The following is a 13,484-nucleotide window of genomic DNA, read 5'->3' on the forward strand; positions in this document are numbered from 1 at the left end:
ATATGAAAAGCCCCCGCAGACCGCCTGGCCCGCGGGGGCTTTTTGCAGGGGGCCGTCACCCCACCTGATAAATCACGTATTCTCCCTGCCGGAACACCTCGGTGCAGTTGCTCTGGTACCAGCTTTCGTCGGCGGTGAATTCGCTGCGCTCAAAGCCGCTGAACACCACATAGTCCACGCCCCACTCCTCCAGCAAAGCGGCGCTGGGCGTTTCGTACATTGCTTTTGCCGCCGCCTGCTGCTCGCCGTAGTTGAGGCCGTGGTAGTAGAGATAGCTGGGACTGCCGCAGAGCACCGTGCGCCCCGCAAGGCTGGCCACCGCGTTGATGTGCTGGGTGCCGGTCAAAAACAGGGCGTGGGGGTCGGCCTCCTCCTTTGCCCATTCGCCCGCGGCGATGGCGTCGGCGGAAAACTGCTGGTATTCGCTCACCAGCTCCCGGCCCACCGTCAGCACGCTGCCAAAGGTGGCCAGAAACACCAGAACGCCTGCCAGCGCCGCCCCGGCGACCCGCTTGGGCAGCTTTTTCGCCAGGCGGCAAAGCAGCCCCGCCACCAGGATGCAGCCCAGCAGATGCCAGACGAACAACAGCTTGTTGTTGTCGTAGTCGTTGGGCTGGAACACCACGAACTCGCTCAAAAGCAGAATGGCCAGCCCGCCGCCGTAAAACCAGCGCAGGGCCTTGCCCGCGGCCAGGAAGGCGGGGACGAGCAGCAGATACACCACGCCGATGTTCTTGATGTAGAACCAGAAGTAGTTGTCGCCCTCGTTGGCCCAGTTGAAGGAAAGGCGCAAAAACCGCTCGCCCCCCTGCACGCCGGGCAGGATCTCGCCCAACATCTGGGGCAGCCACATCACCGCGCACACCGCCGCCAGCGCCAGCCAGGGCAAGAGGGCCGCCCGGCTGCGGTCGGTGAGCAGCTGGCGGAAAAACAGCACCCCACAGATGAGCACCAGTGCCAGCGCCGCGTGGGTCTGGGTGAGGGGCAGGGGCGCGGCCAGCAGGGCGATGGCGGGCCACAGCCGGCGCCGGTTTTCCAGCGCGAAGGCCGCCAGCAGCGCCAGGGCGGGGAAGAGCAGCGCCCAGCCGAACAGGGTGGCCCGCTGGGGCACCAGCAGGTCCACAATGGGGTTCACCCAGCGGATGTTCTCCTGCACATAGTTGGTGGGCGTCTCGTAAAAGGCGGTGAAGATGCGGGTGAAGTTGCCCTTTTCGCCGCCCAGAAAGTAGACAAAGCCGAAACCGCTGCCCATGAAGAACAGCCAGAAGGCGAGGCTGGCCGCCCCGGCGCTTTTCAAAAGGTGCTTCGCCAGCAGCCACGCCCCGCCGAACACCGCCGGCAGCGCCGCGAACTCCGGCAGCAGACAGGCCAGTTTCAGCCCGGACCCCAGCAGCAGGAACACGCTGGACACGCTCTCGCACAGATAGTGGTAGCCCGCCACCGTCTGCCCCGCCAGCAGGGAAAAGCCCGGCGGGAAGTCCCCCTGCTGGGCCAGCGCCTGGATGAGGGCCAGGTGCATGGGCAGGTCGCCGTAGGTGCTTTGGCCGCACCAGTAGGCCCCATCTTTTAAATACAGAGTGTGGGTGAAGAGCAGCCAGCCGGTGAGGGCCGCTGCGGGCAGCACGCACAGCCAGAATCCCTTTTCCACGCCTTTGCCCATGGCGGTGCCCCCGGCGGGCAGCCAGCCCCACACGGCCACCGCCGCCGCCACGGCCAGGGCGGCGAGGGCGGCGGGCAGGGTGAAGCCGAACGCCAGCGCCGCCAGGGCGGGCAGCCCCGCCAGCAGCGCCGTGGCAAAGGCGCTGGCGAACACCAGCCGCTCCTGCACATCGGAATGGGGCACAAGGCGGCGGGCAAGGCCCGCCCCTGCCGCCAGGAACGCCCCCAAATACAAAAGGCTCAGCACATTGCCCATCATACGCCCTCCAGGTCGAAGGGAGGCGTGTACTCCTCCTTCGCGCTGCTCTTTTCCTGCATGTAGCCCTCCGTCAGGCCCAGCTCCACCGCCCGGTCGATGACCTGCCGGTATTCCCAGGTGGAGATGCGCCGGTCCAGCGGCTTTGTCTCCTTCGCTTTATAAAAAGGTGTGTACTGGCTCATCAGGCTGGGGATGAAGCTGCCCTTCGGCAGGGTGGCCATCCAGTCCAGCACCGCGAGGCTGTCCGCCAGAGCACCCGGCAGCGCCAGATGCCGCAGGATGACTCCCTTTTGCAGATAGCCCGCCTCGTCAAACACCGGCGGCCCCGCCTGCTCCAGCATGGCCTTCACCGCCGCCTCGCAGACGGTGAAATAATCCGCTGCATCTGAATACTTTTTGGAGATTTCTGCCGAAATATACTTAACGTCGCACAGCCACACGTCCACATAGCCCTTCAAAGCGGCCACCGTCTCCGGCGTCTCGTAGCCGCCGGTGTTCCACACCACCGGCAGGGCCAGGCCCCGGGCGCGGGCCGAATCCAGCGCGGCGGTCACCCAGGGCAGCCACTGGGTGGCGGTGACGAGGTTCAGGTTCGCCGCGCCCTTGGCCTGCAGTTCCAGAAAGATGTCCGCAAGGCGGGCTTCGTCGATGTCCTTGCCCAGCCCCTGCTGGCTGATGGCATAGTTCTGGCAGTAGCAGCAGCCCAGGGAGCAGCCGGTGAAGAACACCGTGCCGCTGCCTTTTTCGCCGCTGATGCAGGGCTCCTCCCAGAAATGAAGGGCCGCCCGGGCGGCGCGCAGCTGCCCGCCGGCGCCGCAGCGCCCGGCGTGTTTTGTGCGGTCCGCGCCGCAGCGGCGGGGACACAGTTCGCAGTGGGTGGGGATGAGCATGAGACACGACCTTTCGCGGGGATTTAAATTTTCCGTGAACATTGTACCATATTTCACCCCCGGTGTGGTATAATGGCCCTGAAAGCTGATCGTGCAATCTTTTCCCGCAAAAAGACAAATGAAAGGACGGATGTCATGCGATCCGGTGCGGATAAGCTGCGCAAAGATCTGAAATATCTGACGCTTCTGGCGCGGGAGTACCCCTCCATCGCCAGCGCCTGCAGCGAGATCATCAACCTGCAGGCGATCCTCAAGCTGCCAAAAGGCACCGAGCATTTTATGAGCGACCTCCACGGGGAGGCCGAAGCCTTCACCCACATCATGAACAACGCCTCCGGGGTCATCAAGGAGAAGGTGGACCGGGTGCTGGGGGAGGAGGTGAGCGCCGAGGAGCGGGCGGAATTCGCCACCCTCATTTACTATCCCAGCCGCAAGCTGGACGAACTGAAAGCCCGCCAGACCGACCTGCCCGCCTGGTACCGGCAGACGCTGTTCCGCCTCATCGACGTCTGCCGGGTGGTGTCCAGCAAGCACACCCGCAGTTTTGTGCGCAAGCGGCTGCCCAAGAACTACGCCTACATTCTGGACGAACTTCTCCACGCCCATTTCGAGGACCACGACAAGGAATTCTATTACAACGAGATCTTGAACAGCATCCTGGCGGTGGGCCGGGCGGACGATTTCATCGAGGCGCTGTGCGAGCTCATCAAGACGCTGGCGGTGTTCAAGCTGCACATTCTGGGCGACATCTACGACCGGGGCCCCCGGCCGGACCTCATCATGGAGCAGCTGATGGCCCATCATTCGGTGGACATCCAGTGGGGCAACCACGACGTGGTCTGGATGGGCGCGGCGGCGGGCAGCCCCATCTGCATCGCCACCGTGCTGCGCACTACTCTGGCCTACAACAATCTGGAGGCGGTGGAGGACGGCTACGGCATCAACACCCGCCCCCTGGCCCTCTTTGCCGAAAACACCTACCGCGATTGCGACATCCACCATTTCTACCCCAAGGTGGACGAGAGCCGCGGGCCTTACCACCGCAGCGAGCTGGCCCGCGTGGCCCGCATGCACAAGGCCATCGCCGTCATCATGTTCAAGCTGGAGTGCGCCGTCATCGACCGCAACCCCGACTTTGAGCTGGAAGGGCGGGACTTTCTGCGCCGCATCGATTTTGCGGCGGGCACCGTGGAGGTGGAGGGCAAGCGCTATCCTTTGCAGGACGACGACCTGCCCACCGTGGACCCGGCAGACCCCGCACGCCTCACCCCCGCCGAGGAGGAGGTGCTGGCCTCTCTGCAGCGCTCTTTCACCGACAGCGAACGCCTTCAGCGCCATGTGCGATTCCTCTACGCCAAGGGCGGCGTGTACCACATCGAGAACGGCAACCTGATGTTCCACGGGGCGGTGCCCCTCACCGAGTCCGGCAGCTTCCAGGTGGAGACCTTCGAGCAGCACGGCTATGCGGGCAAGGCGCTGATGAACTACTGCGACGAGCGGGCCCGGCGGGCCTACTTCTCCCCCGAGGGCAGCGAGGCCTGGCAGACCGGGTGTGACTTTCTGTGGTATCTGTGGTGCGGCAAGCTTTCGCCCCTTTACGGCCGGGCCAAGATGACCACCTTCGAGCGGCTCTTCGTGGCGGACAAGACCACCCACGCCGAGCCCAGCAACCCCTATTACCGCTTCGTCAACGACACCCGCATGGACCGGGCCATCCTGGCGGAGTTCGGCCTGGACCAGACCCGCAGCCACATCGTCAACGGCCATGTGCCGGTGCGGGCGGTGGAAGGGGAGACCCCGGTGAAGGGCTCCGGGCGGATGATCCGCATCGACGGCGGCTTCTGCCGCGCTTATCACCAGCGCACCGGCATCGCCGGCTACACCCTGGTCTACAACAGCCACGGCCTTTCCCTGCGGGCCCACCAGCCCTTTGAAACGGTGGAAAAGGCCATCAAAGAGAACCTGGACATCGTCTCCAGCGTGGACACGTTCGAGACCACCAAAACACGGGTGCTGGTGGGCGACACCGACAACGGCCGCAAGCTGGCCGCCGACGTGGAGGACCTCAAGCGCCTTGTGGCCGCCTACCAGACCGGCCTCGTGAAAGAGCGCCCCGAGGGCTGACGAGCCCTTTTCCATAATTTTCATTCAAAAGGAGAGAACTGTTATGTCTACCCCCCACAACAAGGCCGAACTGGGCCAGATCGCCAAGACCGTGCTGATGCCCGGCGACCCGCTGCGGGCCAAATTCATCGCCGAGACCTTCCTGGAAAACCCCGTGCTCGTCAACGACGTGCGCGGCATGCTGGGCTACACCGGCGCCTACCAGGGCAAACAGGTGAGCGTGATGGGCAGCGGCATGGGCATGCCCAGCATCGGCATCTACTCCCACGAGCTCTACGCCCAGTACGGCGTGGAGAGCATCATCCGCATCGGCTCCGCCGGCTCCTACACCGACAAGGCCAAACTCTATGACGTGGTGCTGGCCACCGCCGCCTATTCCGAGAGCAGCTACGCCAGGACCATGTCCGGCTTTGAGGGCGACACCACCCTGCCCAGCGCCGAACTGAACGACCGCCTGCGCGCCAGCGCCGCCGCCCAGGGCATCCCCCTGGTGGAGGGCGTCATCCACTCCAGCGACGTGTTCTACCGCCACGACGACCGCAAAAACCCCACCTACTGGGAACTGCTGCGGGACGAGAAGGGCTGCGTGGCCGTGGAGATGGAGAGCTTCGCCCTCTTCCACAACGCCGCCGTGCTGGGCAAAAAGGCGGCCTGCATCCTCACCATCTCCGACAGCTTCGTCAGCCCGGAGATCACCACCCCCGAGCAGCGCCAGACCACCTTCACCAACATGATGAAGATCGCCCTGGGCGCCGCCGAATAAAGGAGGGAGCCCCCACACCATGACCAAACAGGAACTCATCCGCGCCGCCTTCGCCGCCCGGGAGAAGGCCTATGCGCCCTATTCCCGCTTCAAGGTGGGCGCGGCGCTGGAAGCGAAGGACGGCCGGGTCTTCACCGGCTGCAACATTGAAAGCGCCACCTACACCCCCACCTGCTGCGCCGAGCGCACGGCCCTGGTCAAGGCGGTGAGCGAGGGTGTGCGGGAATTTTCCCGCATCGCCATCGTGGGCGCGGCCGAGGGCAAGGTGAACACTCTGGTCACCTCCCCCTGCGGGGTGTGCCGCCAGTTCCTCTATGAGTTCGGCGGCGACGAGCTGGAAGTCATCCTGGCCAAAAGCGAGGAGGACTATCTGGAAATGACCCTGGGCCAGCTGCTGCCCATCGGGTTCGGCCCGGCCAACCTGGAGTGAAAACCGCCTGCCGGCGCGGAAAAACGCGATTTTTTGCGGCGGATGTAACTTTTTGTAACTGCCCCTTTTGCCCCGAAATCATTGAAAACCGGGCCCGGCGGCAGTATACTTATATTGCGCGGCCGGGCTGATGGAACGCCCGGCACACAAAGATCGGCTGGCCCGTCGGGCCGCACCCGCGGCGCGGCATGCCGCCGGCCGAAAAGAGAAAAGGAGAGTCAAGCATGAAGAAGTTTATCGCTCTTGTCATGGCTGCGGCGATGGCTCTGTCTCTGGCTGCTTGCGGCGGCACCCCTGCCTCCACCAGCACCCCTGCCAGCGAGCCCACCTCCGCCTCCACCCCTGCCAGCGAGCCTGAGCAGACCGAGACCCTGTCCGCCGACGACATCGAGGACAACATGACCTCTGAGGACGGCAAGTATCAGGTCGCCTTCGTCACCGACGTGGGCCAGCTGAAGGACAAGTCCTTCAACCAGGGCACCTACGACGGCGTCAAGCTGTACGCCGCCGCCAACGGCCTGAGCTACAAGTACTACCAGCCCGCCAACGGCGACCAGGCCACCGACGACGACCGCTACGACGCCATGAAGGCCGCTGTTGAGGCCGGCGCCGAAGTCGTGGTGTGCGCCGGCTATCTGCAGGAAGCCGCTCTGAAGCGCGCCGCCATCGAGTTCCCCGAAGTTCCCTTCGTGTTCATCGACGGCTATCCCCTGACCGATGACGAGGGCAACACCCTGACCAACGTCGCCGGCATCGCCTTCCAGGAAGAGCAGGCCGGTTACCTGGCCGGCTACGCCGCTGTGAAGGACGGCTTCACCAAGCTGGGCTTCTCCGGCGGCGGCGGCGGCACCAACGACGCTTGCTGCCGTTTCGGCTACGGCTACGTGCAGGGCGCCAACGCCGCTGCTTCCGAGCTGGGCATCACCGTCGACATGAACTACTCTTGGGAGTACGGCGCCACCTTCCAGGCTTCCACCGAGCTGCAGACCATGATCAGCGGCTGGTACGCCAACGGCACCGAGATCGTGTTCGCCTGCGGCGGCTCCATGTTCCAGTCCATCTCTGCTGCTGCTTCCGCCAACGACGGCTATGTGATCGGCGTTGACGTGGACCAGTCCGGCGAGTCTGACGCCGTTGTGACCAGCGCCATGAAGGGCCTGTCCGACGCTGTGCAGTGGGCCGTGGCCAAGGTCTACGACGGCACCTTCACCGAGATCGGCGGCACTGCCACCAGCCTGGGTGTGAAGGACAACGCTGTTGAGCTGCCCACCGCCGCCGAGTCCTGGCGCTTCGAGACCTTCACCGTGGAGGAGTACGAGGCCCTGTACCAGCAGATGCTGGACGGCACCCTGGTCGTGGACAACGACTTCTCCAAGCTGGAGAGCACCGAGTGGAGCAACGTCAACCTGAACGTTATCTGATCGGTCCCTTTGCAAACGAAAGGGGCGGAGGCTTTTGCCTCCGCCCTCTTTTTATGCCGCTGGGCGCCGGGCGGGAATTTTCTTGTGTTTTGTCTGTGTCTACGGTATAATAAAACTGTTACAAACGCACATTTTATGCGGAGGAGGCGGGACCAGAATCATGCAGACTGAGAACATCATCGAGATGTTGCACATCACCAAAGAGTTCCCCGGTATCATCGCCAACGACGACATCACCCTCCAGTTGCGGCGGGGTGAGATCCACGCCCTGCTGGGCGAAAACGGCGCGGGCAAATCCACGCTGATGAGCGTGCTGTTCGGCCTGTACCAGCCGGAACGGGGCGAGATCCGCAAGAACGGCGAAGTGGTGAAGATCAACAACCCCAACGACGCCACGGCCCTGGGCATCGGCATGGTGCACCAGCACTTCAAGCTGATCGACGTGTTCACCGTGCTGGACAACATCATCCTGGGCGCCGAGACCACCCGGCTGGGCTTTTTGCAGAAAAAGGAAGCCCGGGCGAAGGTGCAGGCCCTGAGCGAAAAATACGGCCTCAAAGTTGACCTGGACGCCAAGGTGGAGGACATCACCGTTGGCATGCAGCAGCGCGTGGAGATTTTGAAGATGCTCTACCGCGACAATGAGATCCTCATTTTCGACGAGCCCACCGCCGTGCTCACCCCCCAGGAGATCGACGAGCTGATGAACACCATGCGGGAGTTCGCCAAGGAAGGCAAGAGCATCCTGTTCATCTCCCACAAGCTCAACGAGATCATGGCTGTGGCCGACCGGGTCACCGTTCTGCGCAAGGGCAAGTACATCGGCACCGTGAACACCAGCGAAACGGACAAGCAGTCCCTCTCCAACATGATGGTGGGCCGCCCCGTGCAGCTGGAAGTGGTCAAGGAGCCCGCCAAGCCCGGCGAGACCGTGCTCAAGGTGGAGCATTTCTCCATGCCCGGCAAGGGCGGCCACAAGCACAACGCGGTGAACGACGTGAGCTTTGAGGTGCGCGCGGGCGAGATCGTGTGCATCGCGGGCATCGACGGCAACGGCCAGACCGAGTTCATCCACGGCCTCACCGGCCTGGACAAGGCTAGCGGCGGCCACATCACCCTGTGCGGCAAGGACATCACCCATGCCTCCATCCGCCACCGCGGCCAGAACATGAGCCACATCCCCGAGGACCGGCACAAGCACGGTCTGGTGCTGGACTTCACCCTGGAGCAGAACATGGTGCTCCAGACTTATCTTGAGCCCCGCTTCGAGCATTTCGGCTTCATCGACAACGGCGCGGTGCGCCAGTACGCCGAAAAGCTCATCGAGCAGTACGACGTGCGCAGCGGCCAGGGCCCTGTGACCATCGCCCGCAGCATGTCCGGCGGCAACCAGCAGAAGGCCATCATCGCCCGCGAGCTGGACCGGGGCAAGCCCCTGGTGGTGGCGGTGCAGCCCACCCGCGGCCTGGACGTGGGCGCCATCGAGTACATCCACGGCCAGCTTGTGGCCCAGCGGGACGCCGGCAAGGCAGTGCTGCTGGTCAGCCTGGAGTTGGACGAGGTGATGAGCCTGTCCGACCGCATCCTTGTGATGTACGAGGGCGAGATCGTGGGCGAGCTTGACCCCAAGGCCACCACGGTGCAGGAGCTGGGCCTCTACATGGCCGGCGCAAAACGAGCAAAGAAGGAGGGTGAGGGCGCATGAACGGAGGACTTTCCAAACTGTGGCAGAAGGACGGCACCAAGTCGGTGCTGGCCTCGCTGATCTCCATTCTCATCGGCATGGCCGTGGGCGGCGTCATCATCCTGGTGGTGGGCGTGAACAACCCGAACCTGGGCCTCTCCGGCGCATGGGAGGGCATCCGCCTTGTGTTCGGCGGCCTGTTCAGCACCGGCCGCACCGCCGCCGGTCAGCTGACCTTCGGCTTCAACTCCACCAACGTGGGCAACATGTTCTTCCGCGCCACCCCGCTGATCCTCACCGGTCTGTCGGTGGCTGTTGCCTTCAAGACCGGCCTGTTCAACATCGGCGCCCCCGGTCAGTACCTGATGGGCACCGCCGCCACCCTGATGCTGGCGCTGGGCATCCCCACCGAAGTGGTGCCCGCTCCGCTGGTGTGGGTCATCGCCTTTTTGGGCGGCATGCTGGCGGGCGCGCTGTGGGGCTGCATCCCCGGCCTCGTCAAGGCCTACCTCAACATCAACGAGGTGCTGGCCTGCATCATGACCAACTGGATCGCCGCCAACCTGGTGACCTGGATGTTCGACGGCAGCGACTTCCGCAACCTGGTGGAGAACACCAAGAGCGGCTACATCTACAAGACCAGCTACAACGGCGTGCAGACCGCCAAACTCGGCCTGGACAAGCTGTTCCCGGGCTCTCAGGTGAACGGCGGCATCATCGTGGCCATCGTCATCGCCATCCTGGTCTACATCCTGATGAACAAGACCACCCTGGGCTATGAGCTCAAGGCCTGCGGCGCCAACCGCCACGCGGCCCGCTACGCCGGCATCAGCGACAAGCGCAACATCGTGCTGAGCATGGCCATCGCCGGCTCGCTCTCCGGCGCTGCCGCCGCCCTCTACTACCTCTCCGGCAACACCGAGTTCTTCTGGTCCACCTACCAGAGCCTGCCCGCCACCGGCTTCAACGGCATCCCCGTGGCCCTGCTGGCGGCCAGCAACCCCATCGGCGTCATCTTCACCGGCTGCTTCATGTCCATGCTGGACATCGTGGGCCTGCAGCTGACCAACCTGACGGCCTACAACGAGTACATCACCGACGTTATCATCGCCGTGATCGTGTACCTCAGCGCCTTCTCGCTGGTCATCAAGCTGTGGCTCAGCGGCCGCGGCAAAAAGCACAAGGCGGCCCCCGCGGAGGCTGCCGCCGCCCCGGCTCCCGCGCCGGATACACCGGCTGATGCCCCCGACGGGGCCCAGGACGCGAAAGGAGGCGAGGCGAAATGACCTTTCTGATCCAACAGACCCTGATCTATGCCGTGCCTCTGATGATCGTGGCGCTGGCGGGCGTTTTTGCCGAGCGCAGCGGCATCATCAACCTGGCTCTTGAAGGTATCATGATCTTCGGCGCCTTCATCGGCGTGCTGTTCGTCAACCTCACCCAGAAGGCGGGCGTCTTTGCCGAAGCAAAGGCCGCCGGCGACTGGGTGGCCCTGCAGGGCTTCATGGTGCTGGCCATGCTGGTGGCGGCCATCATGGGCGCTGTGTTCTCTCTGCTGCTCTCCTTCGCCTCGGTCAACCTGAAGGCAGACCAGACCATCGGCGGCACCGCGCTGAACCTGCTGGCTCCCGCCCTGGTGCTGTTCTTCATCCGCATCATCGCCAACCAGAACACCCTGCAGATGGCCGAGGGCGACTCCGCCAGCTGGTTCATGATCAAGAAGAGCTTCTTTGGTTATGGCCGGGGCGACGAGATGGGCTTCTTCGGCAGCACCTTCATCGACAAGACCTATCTTGCCACCTACATCTGCATCCTGCTGTTCATCATTCTGTCCATCCTGCTCTACAAGACCCGCTTCGGCCTGCGTCTGCGCAGCTGCGGCGAGAATCCCCAGGCAGCGGACTCTCTGGGCATCAACGTCTACGTCATGCGCTACGCCGGCACCACCATCTCCGGCGCGCTGGCCGGTATGGGCGGCTTCGTCTATGCGCTGACCACCGCCAACTGCGCCTCCACCGGCGACGTGGCGGGCTTTGGCTTCCTGGCCCTGGCCGTTATGATCTTCGGCAACTGGAAGCCGCTGAACATCGCCTGCTCGGCGTTGCTGTTCGGCCTGTTCAAGTGCATCGCCGCCTCCTACGCCAGCATCGACATCAACGGCGACGGCGTGTTCCTTCTGGCGGACCTGGGCATCAGCCCCCACTTCTACCGCATGCTGCCCTACCTCATCACCCTTCTGGTGCTGGCCTTCACCAGCAAGAAGAGCCGCGCCCCCAAGGCGGAGGGCATCCCCTACGACAAGAGCACCCGCTAAAAACGGCTTGTCGGAGCAAACATCAACCCCAAAGGGAGCCGGCCGGACCGCATGGACCGGCCGGCCCCCTTTTCTTTTTGCGATTTTTGGAACCATGACCAGGAGGTGATTTATGTGGAAGCAGTATTCAGACCCCTGACCCAAGCTCACGCGCTGGAGATCGCCAACGAGTGGAAATACGAGGGCATTTATTCCTTTTATGATATGACAGCAGACCCGGAGGACTACGAAGAATTTGTGGACGCAGATCTGCGCAACAAAAATGACCACTATGAAGTGTTGGAAAATGAGAGTTTGATCGGGTTCTTTTGCGTCATCCGGGAAGGCGCGTCCATTGAGATCGGCCTTGGTATGAGGCCGGACCTTTGCGGCAAAGGAAAAGGAAGGCAGTTTTTGGAACAAATATTGGCCTTTATAGAGCGCAACTACGAATTTGACAAGCTCATTATGAACGTGGCGAGTTTCAATCAAAGAGCCATTAAAGTGTATCATTCCTGTGGATTCCAGGACGCAGAACTCATAAAGCGCAGTTCGAACGGTGGCATATATGAGTTCTTGACGCTGATAAAGAAGACATGAATCGGCGGTTCCACGCGGCAGTCAGTCCTCGCAGCTCACAACAAAATGTCAAAATCTCTTGACATCGTTCGCTGCCCGTGGTATGCTGATGATGTCAAAAAGATTTGACATTTTGAAAAGGAGGCAGCGCAATGGATCCTGTAACGCAAGGCATGTTCACGTGGGATAACTTTTTCCTGATTTTGTTTGGGCTCTTTCTGCTGGGCACCATCGTTTTGGATGTGGCCATGGTGGTCTCGCTGGCGCGGGTGGGGGATGAGCGCCGCCAGCTCATCGTCTGGAAGGCCGGGTCCTTCACCCTGCTCGTCACGGTGCTGACCCAGGTGTTCGATGTGGTTGAGGCGGTGGTGCGGGCCCAGAAGCTGCAGTCCAACCCCTTTATCGACCTCAGCGTCACCGCGGTGACCTACTTCGTGGTGCTGCTGGTGTTAAAGAAACGGTACGGTGATTTTGAACGTGGAAAATAAAATTCGCGAAATGCGCCGGGAAAAGGGCCTTTTGCAGGAGCAGCTGGCCAAAAAGTGCGGCGTTTCCCGCCAGACCATCAACGCCATCGAGAACAACAAATACGACCCCACCCTGGCGCTGGCCTTCAAGCTGGCCCAGGAGCTGGGCACCACCGTGGACGAACTGTTCACGCCGGGCTAAAGGGGAGGGGAGAGCATGCACCGCTTTTTTGCCTCCACCAAAAACACCCGGCCCGTCCTGCCGGGCAGCCTGCGCTACATCCGCAGCGATGTGCCCCTGCAGGTGACCGAGGAGGAAAAACAGTGGCTGGCGGGCCACAACATCACCACGGTGGTGGACCTTCGCACCGAGCGGGAACGGGCGGCAAAGCCCTGCCCGCTGGAGCAGGACGGGCGCTTTCGCTGTCTGCACCTGCCGGTGACCAGCGGCGACGCTCTGCCGGAAAGCCCTGCCTGGGTGGCTCAGTCCTACATCAACATGGCGGATGACCGGATGGAAGGCATCCTGAAAACCATCACCGAAGCCGAGAGCAACGTGCTGTTTTTCTGCACCGCCGGCAAGGACCGCACCGGCGTGGTGGCGGCCCTGCTGCAGCGGCGGGCCGGCTGCTCCGAGGAGTACATCCTGCAGGACTATCTTCTCTCGGGGCGGAACCTTGCCGCCGATCTGGAACAATACGCCCGGTCAAACCCCGGCGTCGATCTGGCAGTCATCACCCCGCAGCGCGAGACCATGGAGCGGTTCCTCCGCGCGGTGACCCTTTGACAAACGCTGTGCCCCCGGCCCTGCCGGGGGCTTTTTTGAACGCTTTTTAAATTTTGTGTGAAACCCCTTGCTTTTTTGTGCAAAACGCGGTATAGTTAATTAGCACTCAGATGTTGAGAGTGCTAAAA

General features: G+C 62.8%; 13 protein-coding genes. 11 read left to right on the forward strand and 2 right to left on the reverse strand.

Features of this window, described 5'->3' with window-relative positions; translation table 11 throughout:
- Positions 1-55 precede the first annotated feature (55 nt).
- Positions 56-1,915: a hypothetical protein gene (locus tag ACMI1Q_RS04915; protein WP_419502992.1), complete on the reverse strand. Its 1,860-nt coding sequence runs from the start codon at positions 1,913-1,915 to the stop codon at positions 56-58.
- The gene (locus ACMI1Q_RS04920) at positions 1,915-2,808 is read right to left on the reverse strand and encodes a radical SAM protein (protein WP_419502993.1); all 894 of its coding nucleotides are present in this window, start codon (positions 2,806-2,808) and stop codon (positions 1,915-1,917) included. Before ACMI1Q_RS04920 ends, ACMI1Q_RS04915 begins: the two co-directional genes overlap by 1 nt.
- Before the next feature lie 135 nt (positions 2,809-2,943).
- Here ACMI1Q_RS04920 and ACMI1Q_RS04925 point away from each other — a divergent pair, with 135 nt between their 5' ends.
- From ACMI1Q_RS04925 to ACMI1Q_RS04975, 11 genes are all read left to right on the forward strand, one after another.
- Positions 2,944-4,932, forward strand: a complete 1,989-nt coding sequence (locus ACMI1Q_RS04925) for a fructose-1,6-bisphosphatase (protein ID WP_419502994.1) — start codon at positions 2,944-2,946, stop codon at positions 4,930-4,932.
- A gap of 43 nt (positions 4,933-4,975) precedes the next feature.
- On the forward strand, positions 4,976-5,695 hold the full coding sequence (gene deoD, locus ACMI1Q_RS04930; protein ID WP_419502995.1) for a purine-nucleoside phosphorylase: 720 nt from the start codon (positions 4,976-4,978) through the stop codon (positions 5,693-5,695).
- Between the two features lie 19 nt (positions 5,696-5,714).
- Positions 5,715-6,125, forward strand: a complete 411-nt coding sequence (locus ACMI1Q_RS04935; protein ID WP_177522133.1) for a cytidine deaminase — start codon at positions 5,715-5,717, stop codon at positions 6,123-6,125.
- Positions 6,126-6,349: 224 nt separating this feature from the next.
- Positions 6,350-7,546: a BMP family ABC transporter substrate-binding protein gene (locus ACMI1Q_RS04940; RefSeq protein WP_177522132.1), complete on the forward strand. Its 1,197-nt coding sequence runs from the start codon at positions 6,350-6,352 to the stop codon at positions 7,544-7,546.
- A gap of 160 nt (positions 7,547-7,706) precedes the next feature.
- On the forward strand, positions 7,707-9,251 hold the full coding sequence (locus tag ACMI1Q_RS04945) for an ABC transporter ATP-binding protein (RefSeq protein WP_419502996.1): 1,545 nt from the start codon (positions 7,707-7,709) through the stop codon (positions 9,249-9,251).
- Positions 9,248-10,516, forward strand: a complete 1,269-nt coding sequence (locus tag ACMI1Q_RS04950) for an ABC transporter permease (RefSeq protein WP_330057859.1) — start codon at positions 9,248-9,250, stop codon at positions 10,514-10,516. The genes ACMI1Q_RS04945 and ACMI1Q_RS04950 overlap by 4 nt, the downstream gene beginning before the upstream one ends.
- Positions 10,513-11,544: an ABC transporter permease gene (locus ACMI1Q_RS04955; protein ID WP_177522129.1), complete on the forward strand. Its 1,032-nt coding sequence runs from the start codon at positions 10,513-10,515 to the stop codon at positions 11,542-11,544. The genes ACMI1Q_RS04950 and ACMI1Q_RS04955 overlap by 4 nt, the downstream gene beginning before the upstream one ends.
- 114 nt (positions 11,545-11,658) lie before the next feature.
- On the forward strand, positions 11,659-12,123 hold the full coding sequence (locus ACMI1Q_RS04960; RefSeq protein WP_330057857.1) for a GNAT family N-acetyltransferase: 465 nt from the start codon (positions 11,659-11,661) through the stop codon (positions 12,121-12,123).
- A 131-nt stretch (positions 12,124-12,254) separates the two neighbouring features.
- Positions 12,255-12,590, forward strand: coding sequence for a hypothetical protein (locus ACMI1Q_RS04965; protein ID WP_330057855.1), 336 nt, complete (start codon positions 12,255-12,257; stop codon positions 12,588-12,590).
- A complete protein-coding gene (locus ACMI1Q_RS04970) occupies positions 12,580-12,771 on the forward strand; it encodes a helix-turn-helix transcriptional regulator (protein ID WP_330057853.1) in 192 nt (63 codons plus the stop codon). Before ACMI1Q_RS04965 ends, ACMI1Q_RS04970 begins: the two co-directional genes overlap by 11 nt.
- Positions 12,772-12,786: 15 nt before the next feature.
- Complete coding sequence (locus ACMI1Q_RS04975; RefSeq protein WP_330057851.1) at positions 12,787-13,356, forward strand: tyrosine-protein phosphatase; 570 nt, start codon at positions 12,787-12,789, stop codon at positions 13,354-13,356.
- Positions 13,357-13,484: the final 128 nt, after the last annotated feature.

This window comes from Candidatus Allofournierella excrementavium (assembly GCF_048526665.1).
Lineage (GTDB): Bacteria > Bacillota > Clostridia > Oscillospirales > Ruminococcaceae > Allofournierella_A > Allofournierella_A excrementavium.